The 22,651-nt window shown below is 71.5% G+C and carries 23 protein-coding genes; 7 read left to right on the top strand and 16 right to left on the bottom strand.

What is annotated here, in order from left to right:
- Positions 1-241 precede the first annotated feature (241 nt).
- On the top strand, positions 242-1,630 hold the full coding sequence (locus tag LV79_RS11325) for a class II 3-deoxy-7-phosphoheptulonate synthase (protein WP_253834840.1): 1,389 nt from the start codon (positions 242-244) through the stop codon (positions 1,628-1,630).
- Positions 1,631-1,673: 43 nt separating this feature from the next.
- Here the strand turns inward: LV79_RS11325 and LV79_RS11320 are convergent, their stop codons facing one another.
- From LV79_RS11320 to LV79_RS11295, 6 genes are all read right to left on the bottom strand, one after another.
- Positions 1,674-2,555, bottom strand: coding sequence for an ROK family protein (locus tag LV79_RS11320; RefSeq protein ID WP_253834839.1), 882 nt, complete (start codon positions 2,553-2,555; stop codon positions 1,674-1,676).
- Positions 2,536-2,907, bottom strand: a complete 372-nt coding sequence (locus LV79_RS11315; RefSeq protein WP_253834838.1) for a hypothetical protein — start codon at positions 2,905-2,907, stop codon at positions 2,536-2,538. The genes LV79_RS11320 and LV79_RS11315 overlap by 20 nt, the downstream gene beginning before the upstream one ends.
- A complete protein-coding gene (locus LV79_RS11310; RefSeq protein WP_253834837.1) occupies positions 2,904-4,037 on the bottom strand; it encodes an ArsA family ATPase in 1,134 nt (377 codons plus the stop codon). The genes LV79_RS11315 and LV79_RS11310 overlap by 4 nt, the downstream gene beginning before the upstream one ends.
- On the bottom strand, positions 4,038-4,475 hold the full coding sequence (locus LV79_RS11305) for an SRPBCC family protein (RefSeq protein ID WP_253834836.1): 438 nt from the start codon (positions 4,473-4,475) through the stop codon (positions 4,038-4,040).
- 524 nt (positions 4,476-4,999) lie between these two features.
- Positions 5,000-5,788: a metallophosphoesterase family protein gene (locus LV79_RS11300; protein WP_253834835.1), complete on the bottom strand. Its 789-nt coding sequence runs from the start codon at positions 5,786-5,788 to the stop codon at positions 5,000-5,002.
- A gap of 9 nt (positions 5,789-5,797) precedes the next feature.
- A complete protein-coding gene (locus LV79_RS11295; protein ID WP_253834831.1) occupies positions 5,798-6,178 on the bottom strand; it encodes a polyketide cyclase / dehydrase and lipid transport in 381 nt (126 codons plus the stop codon).
- A 76-nt stretch (positions 6,179-6,254) separates the two neighbouring features.
- Between LV79_RS11295 and LV79_RS11290 the strand changes: the two genes are divergently transcribed.
- The 5 genes from LV79_RS11290 (at position 6,255) to LV79_RS11270 (ending at position 10,462) form a co-directional block, all read left to right on the top strand.
- Entirely contained in the window at positions 6,255-7,994 is a 1,740-nt protein-coding gene (locus LV79_RS11290; protein WP_253834830.1) for an AMP-dependent synthetase/ligase, read from the top strand.
- A 120-nt stretch (positions 7,995-8,114) separates the two neighbouring features.
- Positions 8,115-8,456 (top strand): hypothetical protein, encoded by a 342-nt coding sequence (locus LV79_RS11285; RefSeq protein ID WP_253836063.1) that lies wholly within the window; start codon positions 8,115-8,117, stop codon positions 8,454-8,456.
- Positions 8,456-9,415, top strand: coding sequence for a C40 family peptidase (locus LV79_RS11280; protein ID WP_253834829.1), 960 nt, complete (start codon positions 8,456-8,458; stop codon positions 9,413-9,415). Before LV79_RS11285 ends, LV79_RS11280 begins: the two co-directional genes overlap by 1 nt.
- Entirely contained in the window at positions 9,412-9,657 is a 246-nt protein-coding gene (locus LV79_RS11275) for a hypothetical protein (RefSeq protein ID WP_253834827.1), read from the top strand. Before LV79_RS11280 ends, LV79_RS11275 begins: the two co-directional genes overlap by 4 nt.
- A gap of 547 nt (positions 9,658-10,204) precedes the next feature.
- Positions 10,205-10,462: a hypothetical protein gene (locus LV79_RS11270; protein WP_253834826.1), complete on the top strand. Its 258-nt coding sequence runs from the start codon at positions 10,205-10,207 to the stop codon at positions 10,460-10,462.
- Here LV79_RS11270 and LV79_RS11265 read toward each other — a convergent pair.
- From LV79_RS11265 to LV79_RS11225, 9 genes are all read right to left on the bottom strand, one after another.
- On the bottom strand, positions 10,449-11,594 hold the full coding sequence (locus LV79_RS11265; RefSeq protein WP_253834824.1) for a glycosyltransferase family 4 protein: 1,146 nt from the start codon (positions 11,592-11,594) through the stop codon (positions 10,449-10,451). The genes LV79_RS11270 and LV79_RS11265 overlap by 14 nt on opposite strands.
- A 19-nt stretch (positions 11,595-11,613) precedes the next feature.
- Complete coding sequence (locus tag LV79_RS11260; protein ID WP_253834822.1) at positions 11,614-12,969, bottom strand: peptidase MA family metallohydrolase; 1,356 nt, start codon at positions 12,967-12,969, stop codon at positions 11,614-11,616.
- Between the two features lie 109 nt (positions 12,970-13,078).
- Positions 13,079-14,134: a C40 family peptidase gene (locus LV79_RS11255; RefSeq protein WP_253834820.1), complete on the bottom strand. Its 1,056-nt coding sequence runs from the start codon at positions 14,132-14,134 to the stop codon at positions 13,079-13,081.
- Between the two features lie 455 nt (positions 14,135-14,589).
- The gene (locus tag LV79_RS11250; protein WP_253834818.1) at positions 14,590-14,775 is read right to left on the bottom strand and encodes a hypothetical protein; all 186 of its coding nucleotides are present in this window, start codon (positions 14,773-14,775) and stop codon (positions 14,590-14,592) included.
- 117 nt (positions 14,776-14,892) lie between these two features.
- Positions 14,893-16,872, bottom strand: a complete 1,980-nt coding sequence (locus tag LV79_RS11245) for a D-alanyl-D-alanine carboxypeptidase family protein (protein WP_253834816.1) — start codon at positions 16,870-16,872, stop codon at positions 14,893-14,895.
- Positions 16,873-16,876: 4 nt separating this feature from the next.
- On the bottom strand, positions 16,877-18,229 hold the full coding sequence (locus LV79_RS11240) for an NYN domain-containing protein (protein WP_253834814.1): 1,353 nt from the start codon (positions 18,227-18,229) through the stop codon (positions 16,877-16,879).
- Positions 18,230-18,320: 91 nt separating this feature from the next.
- Positions 18,321-18,917 carry a PIN domain-containing protein gene (locus LV79_RS11235; protein ID WP_253835994.1) on the bottom strand — a complete coding sequence of 199 codons (597 nt, stop codon included), beginning with the start codon at positions 18,915-18,917 and terminating at the stop codon, positions 18,321-18,323.
- A gap of 58 nt (positions 18,918-18,975) precedes the next feature.
- Positions 18,976-19,419 carry a helix-turn-helix domain-containing protein gene (locus LV79_RS11230; RefSeq protein WP_253834813.1) on the bottom strand — a complete coding sequence of 148 codons (444 nt, stop codon included), beginning with the start codon at positions 19,417-19,419 and terminating at the stop codon, positions 18,976-18,978.
- Between the two features lie 156 nt (positions 19,420-19,575).
- A complete protein-coding gene (locus tag LV79_RS11225) occupies positions 19,576-21,291 on the bottom strand; it encodes a DEDD exonuclease domain-containing protein (RefSeq protein WP_253834812.1) in 1,716 nt (571 codons plus the stop codon).
- Between the two features lie 59 nt (positions 21,292-21,350).
- On the opposite strand from LV79_RS11225, the gene LV79_RS11220 reads away from it, so the two are divergent.
- Positions 21,351-22,160 (top strand): hypothetical protein, encoded by an 810-nt coding sequence (locus LV79_RS11220; protein ID WP_253834811.1) that lies wholly within the window; start codon positions 21,351-21,353, stop codon positions 22,158-22,160.
- A 7-nt stretch (positions 22,161-22,167) separates the two neighbouring features.
- Here the strand turns inward: LV79_RS11220 and LV79_RS11215 are convergent, their stop codons facing one another.
- Entirely contained in the window at positions 22,168-22,605 is a 438-nt protein-coding gene (locus tag LV79_RS11215; protein WP_253834801.1) for a YbaB/EbfC family nucleoid-associated protein, read from the bottom strand.
- Positions 22,606-22,651 lie beyond the last annotated feature (46 nt).

The following is a 22,651-nucleotide window of genomic DNA, read 5'->3' as shown; positions in this document are numbered from 1 at the left end:
CGCCCGAGCGCGTATCCCCTGGTCGTGGTCCCGCAGGCGCTGTCACGACGGTCACCGCAGAGGCTGATCGGGTGGCGTCGAGCGCAGGGGTCGGATGGGGTTGCGCGCGAGGTGGTCCACACCGGGGTCGGGGCGCAATTCGCCAGTGCGCCGCTGTTACGCATTTCCGCCGGGGAGAAGGGCCGGTGAAATATTTCCTCCCGCCGCCCAACCCGGTGGACCGAACTCGTAGTCTGGTGAGGTGAACTGGACCGTCGACGTGCCGGTGGACACCCTCCCGGAACTGCCACCGCTGCCGCCCGCACTGCGCACCCGACTCGACGCCGCCCTGTCCCTGCCCGCGGCCCAGCAGCCGGAGTGGCCAGACGGCGAGCAGGTGCGCCAGGTGCGCACCCTGCTCGAGAGCGTGCCGCCGATCACCGTGCCCGCCGAGATCGACCGGCTGCACGACCGGCTGGCCGAGGTGGCGCACGGCCGCGCCTTCCTGCTGCAAGGCGGCGACTGCGCCGAGACCTTCGCCGACAACACCGAGCCGCACATCCGCGGCAACATCCGCACGCTGCTGCAGATGGCCGTCGTGCTCACCTACGGCGCCAGCATGCCGGTGGTCAAGGTGGGCCGCATCGCCGGTCAGTACGCCAAGCCGCGCTCGGCCAAGACCGACGCGCTCGGCCTGCCGGTCTACCGCGGTGACATCGTCAACTCCCTGGTCGCCACGCCCGAGGCCCGGGTCCCCGACCCGTCCCGGATGATCCGCGCGTACGCCAACGCCGGTGCCGCGATGAACCTGGTGCGCGCCTCGACCGGTGCCGGTCTGGCCGACCTCACCAAGGTCCACGACTGGAACCGCGACTTCGTCCGCACCTCCCCGGCCGGTGAGCGCTACGAGGCGCTGGCCACCGAGATCGACCGGGGCCTGCGGTTCATGCAGGCCTGCGGCGTCGAGGACTCCTCGCTGCACAGCGTCGAGGTCTACGCCAGCCACGAGGCGCTGCTGCTCGACTACGAGCGCGCCCTGCTGCGGATGGACACCGCCGGTCCCGAGGCCAAGCTCTACGACCTGTCCGCGCACTTCCTGTGGATCGGGGAGCGCACCCGCCAGCTCGACGGCGCGCACATCGCCTTCGCCGAGCTGCTGTCCAACCCGATCGGCCTCAAGATCGGCCCGACCACCACCCCGGAGCTGGCGGTCGAGTACGTGCAGCGGCTCGACCCGCGCAACGAGCCGGGCAGGCTGACGCTGATCAGCCGGATGGGCAACGGCAAGGTCCGCGAGGTCCTGCCCGCCATCGTGGAGAAGGTCGAGGCCTCCGGCCACCGGGTCATCTGGCAGTGCGACCCGATGCACGGCAACACCCACGAGTCCTCCACCGGTTACAAGACCCGGCACTTCGACCGCATCGTCGACGAGGTCCAGGGCTTCTTCGAGGTCCACCACCGGCTCGGCACCCACCCGGGCGGCATCCACGTCGAGTTGACCGGCGAGGACGTCACCGAGTGCCTCGGCGGCGCCCAGGAGATCTCCGACGCGGACCTCTCCGGCCGCTACGAGACCGCCTGCGACCCACGCCTCAACACCCAGCAGTCCCTGGAACTGGCGTTCCTCGTCGCGGAGATGCTGCGCTCCTGACCTGTCACGGCGGTGTCCCCGATCTCTGGGGGCACCGCCGTTGTCATGCCAGGGCCGCGGCGAGGGTGGCCGCGCCGACCATGCCCGCGTCGTCGCCGCGGGTGGCTCGGACGACGCGTGCCGTGGGTCGGTGCCCGGCGCCGGTCATCAGCTCGCGGTACCGGGCGGTGGCGTCGGGGAGGATGAGGTCGGCGGACCCGGAGACGCCGCCGCCGATCGCCACCACCTCGGGGTCGTAGGCGTCGGCCACCAGGGCCAGGCCTTCGCCCAGCCAGCGCGCTACTTCCCGGACAGCGGCCAGCGCGGTCGGGTCACCCTGGTGGGCGGCATCGGCGACTTGGCGTCCGGTGAGGTCTCCCGCGCCCAGGTCCTTCGCGGTGGCGGCCAACGCGGTGCCCGAGCAGTAGCGCTCCCAGCAGCCCCGTTTGCCGCAGGGGCACGGCTGACCGTCCGGCACGACCCGCAGGTGACCGAGCTCCGGCGCGACCCCGAAGGCGCCCCGGTACACGGTCCCGTCGATGAGCAGCGCCGCGCCGATGCCTGTCCCCAGAGCGATAAGAAGCCCGACGGAGGCGTCTTTCAGTGCCCCGAACCGGTGTTCGGCGATCCCGGCCGAGTTCGCGTCGTGCTCCAGGACCACCGGGAGGTCGACCCTGGCAGCCAGGACGTCGGCGACGGGGGTGTCCCGCCAGGGCAGGTGCGGCGCGAACATCACCGTCCGCCGGTCCTGCGCCACGAAGCCCGCCACCGCCAGTCCGACGGCCGTCACCTCGTGCGCGGCACGGAGTTCCGCGATGACCCGGCAGATCTCGTCGATCGGGTCACCGTGGCTCGATCCCCTTGCCCTGGCCAGAACCTGTCCGCCCGCGTCGACGACACCGGCGCGGACACTGGTCCCACCGACGTCAACCCCGATCGTCGTCATGCGACACCCCGGTCCGCCGAATCGGAATCCGCTGCACCCTGTCGGATGACCGCGGCGCCTCCTCCGGCTTGAACCCCGGCATGTGCGGTTCCCCCGGCTGCCACCGGTCCGCGAGCACAGCCCGCAGCAACGCCACCACGTCCGCCAACCGGTCGATGCTCTTGGCCGCCAACTCATTCGGCTCCCCGCGCACCAACGCCACGACCGCGCACAGTGGACACATCTCGCACGGCGAGTCGGAATGCTCCGTCGCCGCCACGCGGTCCAACCAGGGCCCCACCCGCTCGGCGGCGGCCGCCAGCAACAAGGCAAGCTCCTCCGCCAACCGCGATCCGGGCTCCTGGGCGGTCATGTGCGCTCCGCGGCGAAGCGGACCAGCAGGCCGGCGGCGTCGGCTTCGGCGTCGGTCACGGTGTGGTGGCGCAGGAGGAGGGGAAGCGCGATCACGCGGCGGACGCCGTCGATGGTGATGGAGAGGTCGTCGCCGACGCGGGCGAGGTCGAGGTCCGCGGCTGCCGGGAGGGGGAGGGCGAGGCGCAGGAGGTGGTCTGGGCCGTCGGGGGTGATGGAGAGGAGAGGGGTGCCTGCCGGGCGGGCGGCAAGGGGGTCGGTGTCGGCGTAGAGGTCAGCGGCGAGAGAGAGCAATGCCGCTGTACCAACGGGTTCCGCCGCACGGTGTTCGACCACGCGCAGCGGTACACCACCCGCGTCCAAATCGGACATCACAGCGTCTTGTTCGGACCGCCGGGCCCGCAACCACGCCGCCGCCGGTCCCTGCCACCGGCGCGCCCGCGGCACCAACCGGTTGGCGATCAGGGCGTCGACGTGGATCCCGCGCAGCGCCAGGGCGGCCAGGGTCCGGCGGGTCTCGGCGACCACCAGCCGCTCCGGGGTGAACACGAGGCGGACGCCGGTGGTGGCGGGGTCGGTGAGCAGGGATCGCAGGTCTGCCAGGTGCTCGGCGAGATCGGTGGCGACGGCCGCCGCGGCGCGCACGTCCGCGAGCACCCGGGCGCGGGACCGCTCCAGGTACGCCGCGATGGCCTCCGGCAACGCGAGCAACCGCAGGGTTTCCGCCGTGGGTCCACAGTCGACGACGACCACGTCCCATTCGCCGGTGCGGGCGAGGCGCGCGACCTCGGTGAGCGCCAGCAGTTCGTCCACACCGGGCAGGACGGTCAGTTCTTCCGCGTCCAACGCGGCCAACCCGAGCCCGGCGGCGAACCGGCCGAGGTGTTCGCGCAGCGCGGGCCAGGACTGGTCGACCAGCGCCCTGGCATCGATGTGCGCGGCGTGCAGCGCGGTGTCCACTCGGGACGGGGTGGGTCCGAGCGGGACGGCGAGCACGTCGGCGAGCGAGTGCGCCGGGTCGGTGGAGACCACCAGCGTCCGGTGCCCGCGCCCGGCCAGCAGGGCGGCGGTGGCCGCGGCGAGGGTGGTCTTGCCGACCCCGCCCTTGCCGGTGAAGAGGAGGACCCGCACTCAGCCCTGCTCGACGCGGCGCTTGAGCTCCTTGAGCGCGGTATCCATGATCATCTTCTCCGCCTTGCGCCGGAACAGGCCGATCATCGGGACCGCGAGCTGCACGGACAGGGTGTAGGTGACCGTGGTCCGCGCGCCGTCCGGGGTGAGCGCGTACCGCCCGTTCTGCGACCGCTGCATCTGCCCCTTCACCAGCGACCACTCGACCACGAGCCCGTCGGCCGACCACTCGTAGGCCAGCGTGTAGGTGTCCTTGAACGGCCCCGACTCCAACGTGAACGCGACCTGCTCCGCCCGCCCACCGGCCCCCGTGGACACCACCTCCGCCGCCGTGAACGCCTTCGCCCACTCGGGATAAGCCGCGAAGTCCGCGATCACCCCCATAATCCGCTCCGGCGACGCCTCAACGACGATGGACTGGGTGGACTCATCGGCCATGCCCGGCAGACTACCCACCCCCACCCCGCCCCCGTCGCGGCGCGCTCGACAACCCACCGCCCAACGCGCCAACACCCCACCCGCCCGACCGGAGGACCACCCCAAGCCAATCCCCGGCGCCCCACCCGCCGCCGTTCCGGAGGCCGCCCCCGCAAACCCCAGCCCCCACCCTGTCCCGGGGGGCGTCCCCAGGCCCAGTCTACAAGGACCCCCTCCCCCGAAGGGGTGACGGCAAAAACCTGTGGATAACTCGACCCCTTGTGGACAGCACGCCCCCAGGACGACCCCCAAGATCGCCCAACCCCACCACAAAAGATCATCCGATCGGGCAAGCCACCAGCAGCTCACACCGGCCCACATCACCGCGCCACCACGGCCACCGACAGCCTCAAGCAGGTCACCAACACGAACACGACAGCCGCACGACTCACCTCAGCCCGGGCCCCAACCCAGCCCCAGCACCCCAAGCCCCAATCGAGCCGGACTCGCCTAGCCGGCATACCCCGGACCCCCAGCCCCAGCGCCTACCACCGCAGGACGTAAACCCGCCCCGTCCGCTGGAAGTGCCCCACGTTCGCGCACTCCGTCCACCCCACCCGCACCCGCGCCGCCAGCGGCTGGTGCACGTGCCCAAACACCGCCCACCGCGGCCGGTGCTCCCGGATAGATCGCAACAGTGCCCCCGACCCCAGCTCCGCCCGCCGAGCCAGCACGTCGTAGGTCAACTCCGGCACGTCCGGCGGTGCGTGGCTGCACAGCACGTCCACCGCCCCCAACGCCGCCACCCCAGCGTCAAAGTCTTCCGTGGTTCGCAAATAGGGCCGGAACACCGCCCCCGGTCGCAACACGGCCCCCGCAGGGAGCAACGCGCCCCCCACGAACCCGAACCGCAGCCCCCCGATGTCCACCGCCTCCCCGTCGAGCACCCGTACCCCGTCGCCCACGAACTCGGGCCACAGCGCGGGCTGGTCGACGTTCCCCGGCGTCGCGTAAGTGGGGGCGGACATCGCCGCGAAGAGTTCCTTGTACTGCGTCCGCACGGCCTCTTCGACGACCTCGGCCGCGTCCTCCAGCCCGTCCCAGAGTTCCCGCGCGTACGTGGCCGCCGCGCCGTGCTTGCGTTCGCGCCGGAGTCGGGCGAAGACGCCGACCTTGTCGGGGCCGAAGACGCGGCCCATGATGCCGCCGGAGTGGTCGTGGTAGTCGACGAAGTCGATCAGGTCGCCGAGGACGACCAGGGCGTCGGCCCCCTCGCCCGCGCGCGCCAGTGCCTCGGCGTTGCCGTGCACATCGGACACCACGTGGACCCGCACCCGGACAGGTTACGCGGGCTCGGGGGCCACCCCGGGTGCCCGTCCGGCCTCCAGGACCGACTTGAGGCCCAACGCCACCCGCTTGGCCGCCAGTTGGCGCCGGGTGCGCTCGGCGGCCAGCCGTCGCGGGGTGAGCGGACCGGGGGTGTCGGCGCGCAGGAAGTAGTGCACCAGGGTCCCGTCGAGCACGGCCTCCAGCCAGACCTCCATGGTGCCCACGAGCCCGCCGCGCACCGTCCAGCGCAACCCCTCGGCGCCCCGGTCGGCGTACACGTCCAGGCGCAGGTCCGGCCAGAACCGGGGCCACGCGGCCGGGTCGGCGAACACGGTGGCCACCACGGGCGGCGGTACGGCGAGGAACGTCTCGTCCACGACGTCGACTTGCGGCACCAGCGCAGCATGCCACGGTGGGGGTGGGCGGACCCCACCGCGCTACCGTCCAGCGCGGCGAGTCAGGGAGGTCGGTGTGCAGGAGTACGGGGTCGCGGGGGTCGCCCCGGTGGCCGACGCGGAGAACCTGGCCGACGTCGTGTGGTCCAACGCCGAGCAGCACCCCGGGTCCGTCGCGCTGCGCAGGCGCCACGACGGGGCCTGGGTCGACGTGACCGCCGCCGAGTTCGCTGAGCACGTCCGGGCGATCGCCAAGGGCCTGGTCGCGGCCGGGTTGGCGCGCGGTGACCGGGTCGCGTTGATCTCCCGGACCCGCTACGAGTGGACCCTGCTGGACTTCGCGATCTGGGCGGCGGGTTGCGTGACGGTCCCGGTGTACGAGACGTCGTCGGTCGAGCAGGTGTCGTGGATCCTCGCCGACTCGGGGGCCAGGGCGGTGGTCGTGGAGACCGACGCGCACCGGGCGGTGGTGGAGGGGATCGTCGACCGGTTGCCCGAGGTCGAGTGGATCTGGCAGCTCGACGGGTCCGCGATCGACGAGTTGACCGCCCTCGGTTCCGGCGTGACGATCAGCGACGGCCGGGCCGCCGAGGCCGACGACGTCGCCACCCTCGTCTACACCTCGGGCACGACCGGCCGTCCCAAGGGCGTCGTGCTGACCCACCGCAACCTGCTCGCCCAGGCCCGCGCCGACCTCGCCGCGTTCCCCTCGCTGCTGCGGCCGGGCAACTCGATGCTGGTGTTCCTGCCGCTGGCGCACGTGTTCGCCCGCACCATCGCGCTGGCCTGCGTGCACAGCCGGACCACGCTGGGGCACCTGCCGGACGTGCGGGCGCTGACCGACGACCTGCGCTCGTTCCGGCCGACGTTCGTGGTCGCCGTGCCGCGCGTGTTCGAGAAGCTGCACGCCACGGCCAGGCAGCGGGCGGCGGCGAACCGGCTGGGCACGGTGTTCGACGCGGCCGAGCAGGTCGCCGTCGAGTACAGCCGGGCTCCCGGGTCGTTGGCGCTGCTGGCCAAGCACGTGGTCGCGGACCGGCTGGTGCTGGCCAGGATCCGCGCGGCGCTGGGTGGTCGGTGCCGGGCGGCGATCTGCGGTGGCGCGCCGCTGGGCGAGCACCTGGCGCACTTCTTCCGCGGTGCCGGGATCCCGGTCTACGAGGGCTACGGCCTGACCGAGACCGCCGCCGCGATCTGCGTCAACACCGAGGCCGCGACCCGGGTGGGCACGGTCGGGCGGCCGGTCGCGGGCGCCACGGTCCGGGTGCTCGACGACGGCGAGATCACCCTGCGCGGCGACATGGTCTCCCCCGGGTACTGGCACAACCCGGCGGCGACGGCGGACGCATTGGTCGACGGCTGGCTGCGCACCGGCGACCTGGGCACCCTCGACGCGGACGGCTACCTGCGGATCACGGGGCGCAAGAAGGAGATCATCGTGACGGCGGGCGGCAAGAACGTCTCCCCCGCCGTGCTGGAGGACGCGGTGCGCCGCCACCCGCTGGTCAGCCAGTGCCTGGTGGTGGGCGACCGGCAACCGTTCATCGCCGCCCTGATCACCCTGGACCACGACGAGCTGGTCGCCCGGGGCTGGCACCGCCTCTCCACCGACAACCCGGCCCTGCGCGCCGAGGTCCGCAAGGCCGTCGACGCCGCCAACGCCCTGGTCTCCCGCCCCGAGGGCATCCGCCGCTTCATCCTCCTCCGCGACGACTTCACCGAATCCTCCGGCGAACTGACCCCCAGCCTCAAACTCCGCCGCGACGCCATCCTCAAGACCCGCGCCACCGAGGTAGCCACCCTCTACGCGACCTAGCCCACCACACAACGCCGTCTAGCCCATCTGAGCAGCGGCCGTGATCGGGTGTGCACGGGTGGTTCCGCCGTGATCGTCATCGGTGCGAGCGTGGGGGCGGGAATCACGAGGGAGTGGCGGATGGACGAGCACGAGCTGGTCGAGTTGATCAGCGGTCAGCTGGGGGGCGGGTTCGCCGTCGATCCGGGGGCGTTGGCGCGGTACGGCAGGGCGGCCGATGCCCGGGCGGAGGGGTTGCGCCGGGTTGGGCGGGGGTTGGCGGTGGTGGACGGGACCGGGTTCGGGTGGATCGGGCGGGAGTCGGGGTTCGCCGACGCGGTGCGGGATTGTGCCGCAGCGCTGCGGGAGCGGGTGGCGGACGTGGCCGATGACGTGGAGCGGTTGGGGATCGCGGTGGCCAAGACCGGGGCCGAGCACGTGCGCCAGGACCGCGACACCGCGGCCGGACTGCGGCGGTTGTAGTGGACACCCGACAGGTGGCCCGCCACTTCGCCGCGACGATGGTCGAGCACCGCAACCGGCTCGCGGGCAAGGCGGAGGACGCTTCCCGCGCGCAGCAAGCGTTTGCGCAGGTGCACACCGACCTCGCCGACCACCGCGCCGCACACCGGGACGACACCCACACCCTGCTGGCGGACTGGGTAGGCCGCGACGCCGACGGCTTCGGTCGGCGCGCCGACCGCACCCGCAAGACCCTGCGCACCACCGGCGACACAGCGACCAAGGCAGCGACCATCACCGGCGACGTCGCGCAAGCCCTGACCACCGGCCACAGCGCGGTGACCAGGCTGCTCGACGAGTACACCGACCGCGCCACCAGGCTTCTCGACGCCGGGCTGGCCGTCGGCCAACGTCCCGCCCTGATGCGCGCGGTCGGTCAGGTCGCGGACCTGGTGCGGCACTACACAGCCGAGTCGGCCAAGCACGTCGCGGAGACCAAGGTCGCCCTCACCGATGCCGCCCACCAGCTCCGCGAGCTGCACGGACCATCCCCTGTGGACAAACCGAAGCGGGACCACAAGGGGATCACCGAGATCGCCGCGGGTCAACTCGGCTACCACGAGGGCCCGGGGAACGCGAACAAGTACGGCCCCGCCGCCGCTTGGTGCTCGTCCTTCGCCACCTGGGTCTGGCGCCGCGCGGGCGTCAACATCCCCCTACTCCCCTTCACCGGCGACGTCTTCACCTGGGGCAAGGGCAAAGGACTCGCCTACCGGGACCTGACCCGCGCCCGCCCCGGCGACGTGCTCCTGTTCGGCACCGGCCCGCAGAACACCGCCACCAGCACCCACATCGGCATCGTGGAACGCGTGGACGGCAACCGGGTCACCCTCATCGAGGGCAACGCGGGCGACGCAGTCCAACGCCGCACCCACACCCTGTCCCACAACACCTTCTACGGGGGCGTCCACCCATCATGACCACGACCGGCGTAGAAGCCACCGCCCACCCCGGCGGCATCCTGAAGTCCTTGTCCATCACCGAATCCGCCCTACGCCACCCCGACCTGGCCACCCTCATCCTGGACGCCGTCGACCAAGCCACCATCCAGGCCAACCACCGCGTCCAGCACCTCCTGGGCACCATCGACCCAGCCCTCCTAGGCCTCCCCACCCCACCCACAACCGACGACACCACCCCCAAAACCTGGCGAACCCAATAGCCGCCCCCACCAACCCGCATCGCGCCCCTACCTCACCACCCCCGCATCGCACCCCGCACGCGGTCTACGCCCCTACCCCACATCGCGCCCGCGCGCGGTCCGCACCCCAACCCCGCTTCGCAGCCCCGCGCCCCAGCCCTTACCCCACCAGGCCCGCTTCGCGCCCGCGCGCGGTCCCTCCCCCGCCCAGCCCCCACCCTCTCCGGGGGGCGTCCCTGGGCCAGTCTACCGGGACCGACCGACAGTCGATCTTGAAAGCACCCCCGCAGAGATCCACATGTGGATAACTTCTGTCACCCAGCAGCGGGAAATTTCAGCACCACCGGCGACAGACCCCCAGGTCGCGGACCCCAGGCACCGGTGATCACCGCGCAACCAGCAAAGTCACCGCCCTGCCTGCTCGCCCCGGTCCAAGAGCCACCAACCACATCCCAGCCCCAGCGCACGCAAGGCACCGTCCCCTCAGCGAAACGCCACCCCAGACGGCGTGCACCCCAGCAACGCACGCCCGCACCCCCAGACCACCCGCGAACACCTGGCGGACATCATGAGCGTCGCCCAGCAACTCAATGCCATCACGGCTTCCGCCACAGGTCAGCACGGCATAGAGGTCACCGTGAACCTAGAAGGCAAGCTGATCGCCCTAACCCTGGGCATGGCCCAACGCCGGATGACCGCGACCCAGCTGGCTGCCGAGATCCAAGCGCTGGCCAAGACCGCCGCAGCAGCAGCGATCGCCGAAGGCATGGCGGTCCTAGCGCCCTACGCGGACGCGTTCCCGCCGGAAACCCCTAATTGGCGCTAAACCGGTAAACAGTCTCCCCGTCAAGCAAGTGACGCAACCGGGCAGCGCGCGTAGACCAGGTCCAGTCCTTCTGCATCCACCGCCGCCCGGCCGCGCCCATCTCACTGGCCAAAGCCGGGTCTGCCAACAGGTCCGCGATCCGCGAGGCGATGTCGGCCACCGCCCGCCCGTTGACGACGTGCCCGCTTACCCCGTCCCGCACCGTTTCCGGCGCCCCACCGGAGTCGCCGACGATCACCGGAAGCCCAGTAGCCGCCGCCTCCAGGAACACGATCCCCAGCGCCTCGACGTCCAGCCCCTTGCCGTGCGTCCGGCAAGGCATCGCGAAGACATCCCCAGCGGCGTAGTGGGCAGGCAGTTCCTCCCAAGGCACCGCCCCGGTGAACACCACGTGCTCCGTCACCCCAGCCTGCGCCGCGATGCTCTCCAGTCGCGACCGGTACGGCCCTCCGCCCACCAACAGCAACGCCGCCCCGGGGACCCGCGACCGGATCTCGGGCAGCGCCCGGATCAGCACGTCCTGCCCCTTGCGCGGCATCAACCGGGACACGCACACCACGACCGGCCGATCACCCAGCCCGTGCCGTGCCCGGATCGACGCCCGAGCCCCCGCGTCCGGTCGGTACAGCTCAGTGTCCACACCGGACGGAAGCAGTTCCAGCGCCGCCGAAGGCCCGAAAGCGGCAGCGAACCGCGACCGCGTGTACCCGCTCACATAAGTGACAACGTCCGTAGTCGATCCGATGCGGCGCAGCGACTGGCGCGCCCCCGGCAGCATCGACCAGCCCACCTCGTGCCCGTGCGTACTCGCCACAACCCGCCGAGCACCGGCCTTTCGCAAGACCGGGGCCAACAAGGCCAACGGAGCGGCGGCACCGAACCACGCCGAGTCACACCCCTCGGCCCGCAAGATCTCCCGCGCACGACGGGCGACGGCGGGCGTCGGCACCATCAGCTTGCCCGGGTGCCGCACCACCGTGAACGGCTGCGCGGCGTCGAAGGCCTCGGCGCCCTCCCACGCGGGCGCATAGACCACGAGGTCCGGCAGCCACTTGGCGAACGAGTGCAGGTACGTCTGGATGCCCCCCGGTCGCGGGGGGAAGTCATTGGTGACAAGGAGGGTCTTGCGCACCCGTCAAACTTAGCCCTGCTCAGCGCAGGGTCGCGCGCAGGTACGACTGCCACTGCTTGAGCAGGCCTGCCCGGTCCACCCCGATGACGCGGCGGAGCAGGTCGTCGGTGTCGCTGGCGGAGATCGGACCGGCCCCGGCGAGTTCCCGGTACAGCTCGACCAGCCTCGGCTCACCGAAGCGGTCGGCGAGGAACCGGACGATCGACCAGGCCTGCTGGTAGGCCAGGTCCAGGCTGCGGTCGCGGGCGCGGAAGTCGCGGTCCTCGGGCAGCGCGGCGGGCGGACCCGAGTCGCGGACCCGTTTCGCCAGGTCAGGGGCGCCTTGGGCGAGGGTGATGCCGCTGTCGCGGTACCCGACGTAGTCCGCGAAGCCCTCCAGCAGCCACATCGGCGACCCGTCGACGGTGGCGGCGCGGGCGGCGACGTGGGTGATCTCGTGCCGCAGCACCACCCGCAGCGACGCGACCGACAACGCCCGCGCGCCGGTCGGGCTCAGCACGACCCGCTGCCCGGTGGCGGTGTGCCGCGCGGTGTCGACCCGGTCGGCGATGGCGACCGCGACCACGGACTCGACCGGGAAGTCCGGCCCGACCAGGGCGCGCATCTCCACCGGGCTGTCCGGCAGGATCAACGCGACCCGCTTGGGCCAGTCGTCGCCCCACACCTGGCTGACGGCGGCGACCGAGGAGTCCAGTTCGCGGACCAGCCGGTCGACCATCGGTTGGCTGCCCCGGTGCGCGACCACCAGGCCGTGTTCGGTGGGGGTCACCACGCAGGGCCCGAAGTCCCACGGGCCGCGCCAGCTGCGCCTGCCCAGGTCGGTCAGCGCCGAGTCCGACCGCAGGTACCAGGTGCCCGCGCGCTGGGCGAACAGGAACCCCATCGGCCGGGTGGTCGGGGTCTGGTCGATGCCCCGCAGCGCGTACCGCAGCTCGACCGCGGGCGCCCACAGCTCGGCCGACGGGTCGGCGGCGGGCGCGGGCAGGGTCGTCAGGTCGAGCGTGTCGTCGGGTCTGAGCAGGTAGGACCACGTGTCGAGCGGGATGTCGGCCAGGTTGGCGAACAGCGCGCGCTGCTCCGCGAGGAACGCCGGGTCGGCCTGCGGGTCGAGGGTGGCGGTGAACGCCGCCTCGTCCCGCCCGACCAGCGCGGTGGCCCGCCGGTGCAGCAGGTCGTCCACGGCGGTGGCGCGCTCGGCGGTCTCGGTCTCCTCGGACTCGCTCGGCGGCGGGATGGCGCCCATCGGCTGGGCCTGCCCGACCTGGCCGGGCTGCTCGACCGGCGGCTGGGGCAGGCTCGCCACGGTGAGCCCGGCCAGGGTCAGCACGGCGACCGCCGCGCTCAACCACGCCCTCGCCCTCGCCCTGGTGGCCACCGGCAAATCCTAGGGCCGAGACCCCTAAGAGGCGACCACGCGCGCGGGAAAACGAACGGACCCGGGGCCGATGCTGGCCCCGGGTCCGTTCAGTGCTGGTAGCGCTACCTCAGCCGACGATGCGCTTGGCACCGAGGTAGTCGCGGCCGCCGCCCTCGACGGTGTCGGTCTTCACCGGCACGCCCGAGGTGGAGGCGTGCACGATCCGACCGCCGCCGATGTACATCGCGACGTGGTGGATCGAGCTCGCGCTGCCGCCGTAGAACAGCAGGTCACCGGGCTGCAGCTCGCTGCGCGAGACCGACTTGCCGTAGCCGTACTGCGCCCGGCTGGAGTGCGGGAGGCTGACGCCTGCGGCGGCGTAGGCGTAGAGCGTCAGGCCGGAGCAGTCGAAGCTGCCCGGGCCCTCGGCGCCCCACACGTACGGCTTGCCGCGCTGGGCGAGGGCGACGTCCATCGCGCGACCGGCCGCACCAGCCGGGGCGAGGTAGACGCCGTCGTCCTTGGGGCCTTCCAGCGTCGTCTTCTCCTTGGAGGAGAGCTTGCTGTAGGTCTCCTGGACGACCTTCTTCTGGCCCTCGAGGTCGTTCTTGGTCTTGGTGACGTCCGCGGCGAGCTTCTCCGCGGCCGTCTTCGCGTCGGCGGCCCGGCGCTGGCCGTCCTCGGCGAGCTTGCGCGAGTCGGCGGCGGTGGTCACCGCCGTCGTGTACTTCTCCAGCGCTTCCTGGTTGTCCTCGGCGAGCACGTTGAGCGCGGAGGCGCGCTCGAGGAAGTCGTCGGCCGACGAACCGGTCAGCAGCGCGGAGATCTTGTTGAACCGGGCACCCTGGAAGGAGGCGTTGGCCAGCAGGTCGACCTGGCCGCGGAACTGCTCCTCCAGCGCGAGCGCCTGCTTCTCGTTGGCCGCGGCGAGCGCGACGTCGTTGGTGGCCTTGTCGTACTCCACCTGCTTGGTCTTGAGGTCCTCCTGGGCCTTGAGCAGGTCCTCGTTGACCTTCTCGGCCTGCTTGCTCAGCTCCTGGTACTTCGCCAGCGCCTCGGACGCGGTGGTCGGCGGCGCGGGCGGCTGGGCGTAGGCGGGGGACGGCGAGAAGGCGACCACGGCGATGACGGCCGTGACCGTCAGGGCACCGCGCTTGGCACGTTTGAGTCGATGCGACGACACGTCGCGCGTACTCCTTCGTCAGTCGCACCGCCGACGGGGCCGATCACGATCCCGGCGCGGTGAGGCGCCGGGGACCACCCGACCAGGTCGGCGCGTGCGGCACGGCCACAACAGCTCGGCCACAGCGCGCCCGATCGAGGACAGCCCCACCGTGGGGGAATCCGGTTCAGCCCGGGGAGGGGGCCGATTCGGCGGCGATCTCGCGTCGCCACCTCGGGGTGGTGGCTGCGGGCCGCGAGATCTCGGACAGGTTACGAAAAGTAAGCCCACGCGTCCACCGGCCGGGGCGAAAAAGGTTTGCCGACCGCTGGAAAACCCCAACGGAGCAGTGCCGACTGCCGTCTGTGATGACGACAACAGCGCAGTTCACCCGCAGGTGGCGGATCGGACAAACCGCTCGGCGCGCGAACCGACCACTCACCGCGCGCCGGATTCACCCCGGGCGTGTCGGTGCCTCAGGCGGACTTCTCGATCGGGATCAGCCGCAACCTGGGCACCATCCCCGCGTGCGCGAGGACGTCGATGGCCGCGCACTCGCGCTCGTCGAGGTCGATCGCCGGTGGCGCCCCGAGCAGGGCGGTGACCACGCATTCCTTGCACGCGTCGCCGCGGACCTCACAGGTGTCGCAGTCGATGATCATGGTCCATCCCCTTCCGCTGCCCCAGTGCCGTCGATCAAGGTCGAGATTAGGAGAGGGCACCGACAATTTCGCTCACCTGTTCGAGAAGTTACCCCGAACGAGTCGATCAATAGGGGCTCAGGCGGCCACGTACTCCCAGTGCCACGGTTCTTCGCGGCCGCCGCCGGGGCGCGCCCAAAGCGGGTTGGACCAGCCGAACGCCGGGGCGTTGGCGATCATCCAGGCGTATTCGGGTGATCCGGCGGTCTGGACCCCGCCGCAGAGGTCGACCGCGAGTCCCCACCCGTGATTGCTGGTTCCCGGAACGGCGGCCAAAGCGGGCTTGACCGCGTAGAGCCGCACTTGCGCGGTGTACGCCCGGTAAGAATCTGTGACGCATAGTGGGCGGCCGAACGCGGTCGCGAACGCAGCCGACATCGCCTGGTAGCCCTGTGCAGCGTCGCACCGCAGAGCGTGACTAGCGACGCCGATGGGGCAGAGGGCCGTGAGCGGGATAAGACCGTTCGGGTAGCCACCCCAGGCGCTGGCGGCCTCTCCGGCGGACCGGGCGGGGAGCTGGACACCGCCACAGCGCCAGGTAAGCCCACCGTCGGTCGCCTTGGGTGCCTGCTGGGGGTCTCGGAACGCCAGGGAGGGCCTACCGAAGCCGAGGACGGTATCCACGCCAGGTAGATCTGCCACGATCACACCGGCCAACCTGGCGTCAGCGGCGATCATGGACTTCTCGTCTAGGACGATCCCCACGCCCTGTGCGCCCAGTCTCGCCGGGCCGAGGAAGACGACGTCCCCGGGGCGAGGGTCGGTGACTGGCGTAAGAACCCCGTACTGCTCACCTACGGCCCCGGGCAGGGTTATTCCACCGGATGCATAGGCTGCGCGGACTAGCCCGTCACACGAGAACGCCGTAGGACCTTCACCACCGACGCCTGGCACATAGGGCTTCCCGAGTGCGCCGACCGCTAGGGTCACCGCCTTCTGTGTCTCGGCAGGTAGCACCAACAGGCGATCACCGCCCACGATCACCTGCGCCACACCGGGTTGCCGTCCACCGGTAGTGCCAACCAGGGGCAGGAACCCGGCGGGCAACTGGTTGGGATCACGGAGGTCCGCGGCCTTCGGCGCCACCACCCCAGCCGCAGCAAGCCGGTCTGTGTAAGCCTTCCAGTTCGCCGCGGTCGTCGCGTTCCGCTCCTGCTGCGCCTTCTGCAGCGCGACCACAGCGGCGTCGGTATCCGCCAACTGCCCCCGCAACTCGGACGACACTGCCGCCGCACGGTTAGAGGCATCGGAACTACGCCGATCTAGCTCTGCCTTGCGCTCGGATGCCGTGCGCTGCGCGCCGAGAGCGTCACTCTCGGCCCGCGCCGCCACCTGCTGACGGTCGACCGCGGCACCAAGACGAGCATCCAGATCGCTGCGCAACCGGCCTATGAGCGAGTTCCCCGCCAGGAAGTCGTCAGGACTACCTGCCGTAAGAAGCACCCGCACCCCGTCAGGCCTACCCAGCGCCGAGTACAAGGCAGACGTGTACGCATCCACCTCAGCCTGCTGCCCCGCCACCACCCGCTCAGCCTCAACCCGCCGAGCCGTAGCCCCACTAACCTGCTCCGCCGCCTTGTCCAACTCAACCTGCGCTGTGTGGGCGAGCTGAGACAGATTCGCCAACTCCCGCTGCACGTCGGTCGCGGTCCGCTGCAACGCCGCCACCTTGGGATCAGCGAACGCCTCCCCCGGCCGAACATCCGGCACCACCTCCCCCGGCCCCACCCCCGCCTCAACCTGCGGCGGATCCCCCGGCGCCGGACTGGTCTGTCCCGGACTGGTCTGGGCCAGCGCGGCCTGGAGCGGCCCTCCGCGCGTTGGACGGACGCGGGCAAGACTTTCCTGCGTCGGCGCGGTCTGCACTGGGCCAACCTGGGTTCGCCCCGTCTGGGCCAGCGCCATGTGCGGCAGGTTGGTCCGCGCCGCAGCACGTTGGGTCAGGCCGGCCTGGACCTGCGTCGCCAGCGGCGGATCGTCCGGGGCGGTCTGGGCGCGCGCCGGGTGGCTCGGCAGTGCCAGCAGCACCGCCGCGCCGAGCGCGAGCGCGGACCGCACGGGGCTACACGCGGCCCAGCCTGGCCAGCAGGACGGCGGAGGGCACCGGGTGCGCCCCGCGCCTGCGCACCGCGTCGGCCACGGCGCGGTCGGAGGTGACCACCACCACCGGCCTGCCCTCGGGTTCCGCGGTGACCAGGGCCTTGATGACGTCGTCCGCCAGCACGCCGGGGTCGCTGAAGAGCACCCGGACCCCGCGCGGCGCGGTGACCGGGACGGCGACCACCCCGGCTCCGTCGAACACCAGCGTGACCTCGGCGGAGGTGCGCGCGGCGAGCGAGGCGAGCTGGCGGATGAGCCGGTCGCGCTGGTCGGCCAGCGACAGCTCGGCGTACCCGGTCTTGGTGACGTTGTACCCGTCGACCACCACGTGCACAGCGGGCAGCGCCAACAACCGCTCCAACGCGGCCGGGTCCTCCACCCGCCCGACAACCCCCTGCGCCGCCGTCGCCCCACGCACGAGGTCGGCCGGCCGGGGACCCCCACCGCCAAGCGCCAGTTCACGACGCAACCCGGTCACGGCGCCGTCCAGGGTGTCGACCAGCAACGCCAGCCGCACCTCGTCAGCCTGCCTGGCCTCCCGCGCGGACTGCCGGGCGATCTCGGCATCGGCCTCGGCGCGCGCGGCCCGGGCACGTTCGTTCTCGGCGCGTTCCCGGTCCCGGTCGCGCTGCTCGGTCAGGGCGGCCACCTCAGCACTCGCCTCGGCCCGGACCACCTCGACAGCGGCCTCAGCGGCGACGGCGGCGTCCTTGGCGGCACGCAACTTGGCCCCCTGCTCCCGCAGCCGCTTGCGCAACCGCTCGAGTTCGACCTCACCCTCGGCCCGCACCTGGTCGGCGGCACCGGTGGACGAGGACAACTCCGTCTTCACCCGGTCCAACTCCGCCTCGACCTTGCGCAACCGCGCCACCGCCGCGTCCCGCTCCGCCCGCAACGACGAGTCCGACGCCCGCCGCGACACCAACTCCAGGTAGTGCACGGCGGTTTCCTCACCGAGCAACACCGCCGCGGCGGCCACCGCCACCGGGTCGTCCCCCCCGAGGTCGAGCGCGGCGGGCTTGTGGTCGCGGCACCACTGCACCACGGCCGTCCGGAACCCCGGCACATCCCGCAACCCGGCGATGATCGCCGACCCCCCGAGCCGCGCCCGCTTGGCAGGCGCGAACCGAGCCACCGCCCGCAACTGCTGCGGCACGTCCACCTTCGGCAGCGCCCCCACCGCCTCGGCCCCCACCTCGGCCAACCGCCCCCGAACCGGCTCCGGCAGCCCCGACCACTCCACAACAGGACCCGGATCGTCCGATGTGGACGACTCCGACCCCGCGGGGGGCTCGGGCAGCGAGGACAGTGCCATCCCATAAGGCTAGCCGTGCACCGCCACCCCCCACCGACTAACCGCGCCCACCACCCCCGACCAGCCCCAACCCCCCTCGCGCCTACTCGCGTTATTCACCCATCAGAGCCGGGAAGAGCGACAGCCGACTTTGATGCGCCCGGACCCGTTCAGCGAACCTGGGACAACCAGCACCACTCAACTTCTCCGCGAGATCAGCACTACCCCCACCCACCCGCAGGTAGTACTCCGTCTGCTCCCGCGTCACCCCAGCCACCAACCGCGGCGCGATGTCGTCCACGAGCAGGAAGAACTCGTCAGGCCGGTACACCTCGTACGGCAACGCGTCCGCCTCCGCGCCCGAGACGGCGAACCCCTTGTCACCCGTCAGGAGCACATCGGCCCGACAAGCGACGGCAGCCGCGTGCACGTGCCGGTCGTTGCCGTCCGCACCCTGGTACGAATCGTCGACGACGAAGTCCTCGACGCGACCGTCCGCGAAGACCGCCGCGAGCCGGTCTCGAAGCTTGGCGATCTTCGCGCCGTCCCAGTCGGGGTGGTCCCGACGCAGGTGGTAGAGCGTTTCCGCGAGCACGTCCTCGGTCCAGTAGACGCGGTAGACCTCACCGGGCGAGAGCGACTGCCCCAGGGCGAGCCAGTCCCGCAGGGTGCGGGAATAGAGAACGTTCGCGTCAACGAACACTCGCATGATCACCGAACGAGGCTAGCGACTGGCACCGACGCGTCAGCGCTCGGTCGACCGGGTATCAGCCCTCGTCCTCGAGTTCCCGGAGATCGGCGAGCGCCTGGATCTGCCGCTGCCTGCGTGCTTCCCGCTCCGCCAGCACGTCGGCTGTCAGCAGCCGGGTGTGCGAGCCGACCTTGTGCGCGGGGATGTCCCCTGCGGCGATCTTGCGCATCAGGGTGGGGCGCGAGATACCAAGGAGGTTCGCCGCTGTGGTGGTGGTCAGCTCTTCCGGCATGGAACTGACGGTGATCGTGTGCCCTTGCGCGACGGCGCGAACGACGTGGGCGATGAGCGCCGACAGCGCACGGGGCACCCGCACCTGGCCATCGGGGTCCGCCGCCGCGGGCTCCGCGGTGAACTGCGGAACCTCGGACAGCCGTCCTATCAGTGCCCTCGCCGCCCGCTGATCGTCCTCGTTCGCGAGCAGGACATCACGCTCGTTCGTGGACACCAACGCCGACATCGCACCTCACCCACCCAACGACCGACAGTTGCAACAGCATGACCGTTCACTTGTAAGTGTAGACAAACTACGCCAAGTTGCGGATTCTTAGTTCTTTATCGATCAAGTTCGCCACTCGCTTCACAGCGTCGCGAGGCCCCGCGGTCGAGGGTGATGTCAGTCCCGGGGCAGGGTGGAGGCCCGGGCGTGGTCGGCGCGGTCTAGCCAGGGGCGCCAGCGGGCGGCGGCTTGGGCGGGTTCGGTCCAGGGTTGTGAGCACTGGACCATTCGGGTGCCGGGCTTGTCGAGCCAGCGCAGGACGACGCCGACTTCCTCCGCTGGTGCGCCGAACAGTGGTCCCGGTTCAGGCAGCACCGTCTCAGCGGAGGCCACCAGAGCGGCCACCACCGGCATCGGCGACACCCCTCGACGCGCCACCCCGGCGGACGCCAGTCGGCCATGTCGGACCACCGCGAACTCCCAGCCCCCAGCCCCGTCCGGCCGCGCCGCCACCAGCTCACCGACGGCGGCTAACGCGCTCAGCCGTTGCCCCTTGTCCAACGCCCGGATCAACGAGCGCATGCGGTCGCGGTCCGCCCCTGCCTGCTCGTACCGCTGCGTCGCGGACAGGTCTGTCAGCCGCAGGTGCAACCGGTGCAACGGCGCCAGATCCTGGCCAGCCACCAACGAGACCGCCGACTCGACGGCGGGCGCGTACTCCTCAACCGTCTGCCCACCCACACACGGCGCCTTACACCGGCCAAGCTCCGCTAAGGCGCACGACGACTCCCCGCCGTGAGCCGCGATCCGCATAGTGCACGGTCGGATGCCAGTCGCCTCTTGCAGCGCAGCCATCGCCTCCTCCGCGTGCCCCCGCGCGCGGAACGGTCCAAGAGCGCCGTCACGTGGTTTGCGCACTAGAGACAACCGCGGGAACGGCTCGTCAGTCAGCACTACCCACCAACCGTGCCGTGGGTTCTTAGAGCGCCGGTTATAAGCGGGCTTGTGCGCCGACAACAGCCGCAGTTCGCGAACCTCGGCCTCCAGCGGATGCGCGCAAGAGATCGTGTCCACCCGTTCGGCGAGCGCGACCATCTCCCGCAGTCGTCGCCGGGTCTCGCTCGCGGTGAAGTACTGCCGGACCCGTCGCCGCAGGTCGGTGGCGGTGCCGACGTAGAGCACCTCGTCGGACGGGCCGCGGAAGAGGTACACGCCGGGTTCGTTGGGGACGTGCTCGGCCAGGGTCCGCTTGCGCCGCTGGGCTGCCGTCACCTCGGGGATGTAGTCGAGCAGCTCCTCCAGCGACTGCACGCCGAGCGACCCGACCCGCTCCAGCAGCCCGTGCAGCACGTCGACGGTCGCGCGCGCGTCGGCCAGGGCCCGGTGGATCGGCGTGGTCGTCGCCCGGAACAGTTGGGCCAACGCGGAGAGCTTGCAGCTGGGCGCCTCCTCGCGACTCAGCACCCGCCGCCCCAGCCGCACCGTGCACACCACCGCGGGCTTCGGCCACGCGTACCCCAGCCGCTGGCACGCCGCCTTCACGAACCCCACGTCGAACCCGGCGTTGTGCGCGACCAGCACCGACCCCGCCGCGAACTCCAGGAACGCGGGCAACACCTCATCAACCCGCGGCGCCGTGTACACCATGGCGTTCGTGATCCCCGTGAGCTGCACGATCTCCGGCGGAATCCCCCGCCCGGGATCGACCAGCGTCGCGAACTCCCCGATCACCTCCCCGCCGCGCACCTTCACCGCCCCGAACTCGGTGATCGCGTCCTGCTCCGCACTACCCCCGGTGGTCTCCAAGTCGAAAACCACAAACGTCGTATCCCGCAACGGCGTGCCCAACTCATCAAACGCCAGCTGCGCCCGGGTACCCATCGGCGTGCTCATCGCAGTCGAAGCTAGATCACCCCACCGACAATCCCGGGCGGCCTGCCAGACTCACGGCCATGTCCGAAGAGTCTGGTTGGACCTACGTCGCCGTCCACCTCGGTCTGCTGCTGGTGGTGGTCGGGCTCGTGCTGCTCACTGATCGCTGGGCCCGTGGGCGGGGTCGATTCGACGTCGCCGGGCTCGACGCGAGCGGCGTCGCGGCCCTGGTGGGGTACGCCCCCAGGCTGCGGCAGCTGGCTGTGGTCCGGGCCGTGGTGCGCGGCGACATCGAGGTGCACCCCGACGGCACGGCGACCCGCACCGGCCCCACCAGCGACGACGCACTGGCGGAGCAGGCCGCCCGCCAGGCCGACGACCACCCCGGGGTCCCCCTGCTGACGAGCCGGGGTTGGCCCGAGCCACCTCCTGAGATCGAACTCGACCTGCTGCGGCGCAACCTGCGGCCCGCGCGGGACCGGTTCGCCACCGCCTTGATCACCGTGACCGCACCGTTCGGCGTGCTCACGCTCGCCGGTGTCGTGTTCGTGGTCGTGGTGTTCGCCTCCGGAGCCAAGGGCGTGGTGGTCAGCACCCTCGGGTCTTACGTGCTCATGCCCACCATCGGCGCCTGGCTCTGGCTGCACGGCCGGGTCAAACCCACCAACCGCCCGCTGAGCGCCGTCGCGATCGCTCAGCTCAAGACCGAGATCCCCACCGTGACCCGCCTGGACGCGGACGCCGCGGACGCCGACTACCTCCCCATCGCCCTGTACGGCCTCCGGGCCTGGGACGACGACCGTGCCCGCTACCTCGCCGAACCGGTCCCCGCCACCCCGGCCGTCGACCACGGGCCAGGTGGCGGGGAGGCGTTCGGGAGCGACGGCTGAGCGGGCCTCACCAGCTGTCGTTGTTCTTGTACACCGGCGTCGACTCCGAGTAGTCCTCCTCGTCGGCAACCGCACGCCGCCGGGGCTTGGTGTCCTCAATGGACTCAGTGGACTCCGGGGCCACCTCGATGTGCTGCACGACGTCCGCCGCGCCGCCGATCGGGACGAAGGCCTGGGCGACGCCGTCGGCCGCGCTCTGCCGGGCGGCCACGACCAGCGCCATGATCTGCTCCGCGAGCGCCTTGCCGGTACCGCCGAGCGCGACATCGGTCAGCGCCAGCCCGGTCAGCGCGCCGTTGGGGGCCACGGTCACCGAGATCGCCCCGTCCGGCGAGGTCATGGTGGTGGCCGACGACTCGACGGCCTGCTTGAAGTCGGTGGCCTTCTGCTGCAGGTCGGCGACCTTGGCCTCGAAGTCGGCCAGCCACTCGTCCGGTGTCTGCACCCCGTGTCCTCTCCCTCGGCTCGCGGTCACGAGCGTAGCGACCCCG

Source organism: Actinokineospora globicatena (assembly GCF_024171945.1).
Taxonomy (GTDB): domain Bacteria; phylum Actinomycetota; class Actinomycetes; order Mycobacteriales; family Pseudonocardiaceae; genus Actinokineospora; species Actinokineospora globicatena.
The sequence above is the reverse complement of the archived record's forward strand: the minus strand, read 5'-3'. Positions and strand labels throughout refer to the sequence as shown.

Excerpts from the sequence above, each read along its gene's own strand:
- LV79_RS11320 (WP_253834839.1), bottom strand. The coding sequence starts at position 2,555 with ATGACGACGATCGGGGTTGACGTCGGTGGGACCAGTGTCCGCGCCGGT.
- LV79_RS11315 (WP_253834838.1), bottom strand. The coding sequence starts at position 2,907 with ATGACCGCCCAGGAGCCCGGATCGCGGTTGGCGGAGGAGCTTGCCTTG.
- LV79_RS11305 (WP_253834836.1), bottom strand. The coding sequence starts at position 4,475 with ATGGCCGATGAGTCCACCCAGTCCATCGTCGTTGAGGCGTCGCCGGAG.
- LV79_RS11285 (WP_253836063.1), top strand. The coding sequence starts at position 8,115 with ATGGACGAGCACGAGCTGGTCGAGTTGATCAGCGGTCAGCTGGGGGGC.
- LV79_RS11275 (WP_253834827.1), top strand. The coding sequence starts at position 9,412 with ATGACCACGACCGGCGTAGAAGCCACCGCCCACCCCGGCGGCATCCTG.
- LV79_RS11270 (WP_253834826.1), top strand. The coding sequence starts at position 10,205 with ATGAGCGTCGCCCAGCAACTCAATGCCATCACGGCTTCCGCCACAGGT.
- LV79_RS11250 (WP_253834818.1), bottom strand. The coding sequence starts at position 14,775 with ATGATCATCGACTGCGACACCTGTGAGGTCCGCGGCGACGCGTGCAAG.
- LV79_RS11240 (WP_253834814.1), bottom strand. The coding sequence starts at position 18,229 with ATGGCACTGTCCTCGCTGCCCGAGCCCCCCGCGGGGTCGGAGTCGTCC.
- LV79_RS11235 (WP_253835994.1), bottom strand. The coding sequence starts at position 18,917 with ATGCGAGTGTTCGTTGACGCGAACGTTCTCTATTCCCGCACCCTGCGG.
- LV79_RS11230 (WP_253834813.1), bottom strand. The coding sequence starts at position 19,419 with ATGTCGGCGTTGGTGTCCACGAACGAGCGTGATGTCCTGCTCGCGAAC.
- LV79_RS11225 (WP_253834812.1), bottom strand. The coding sequence starts at position 21,291 with ATGAGCACGCCGATGGGTACCCGGGCGCAGCTGGCGTTTGATGAGTTG.
- LV79_RS11220 (WP_253834811.1), top strand. The coding sequence starts at position 21,351 with ATGTCCGAAGAGTCTGGTTGGACCTACGTCGCCGTCCACCTCGGTCTG.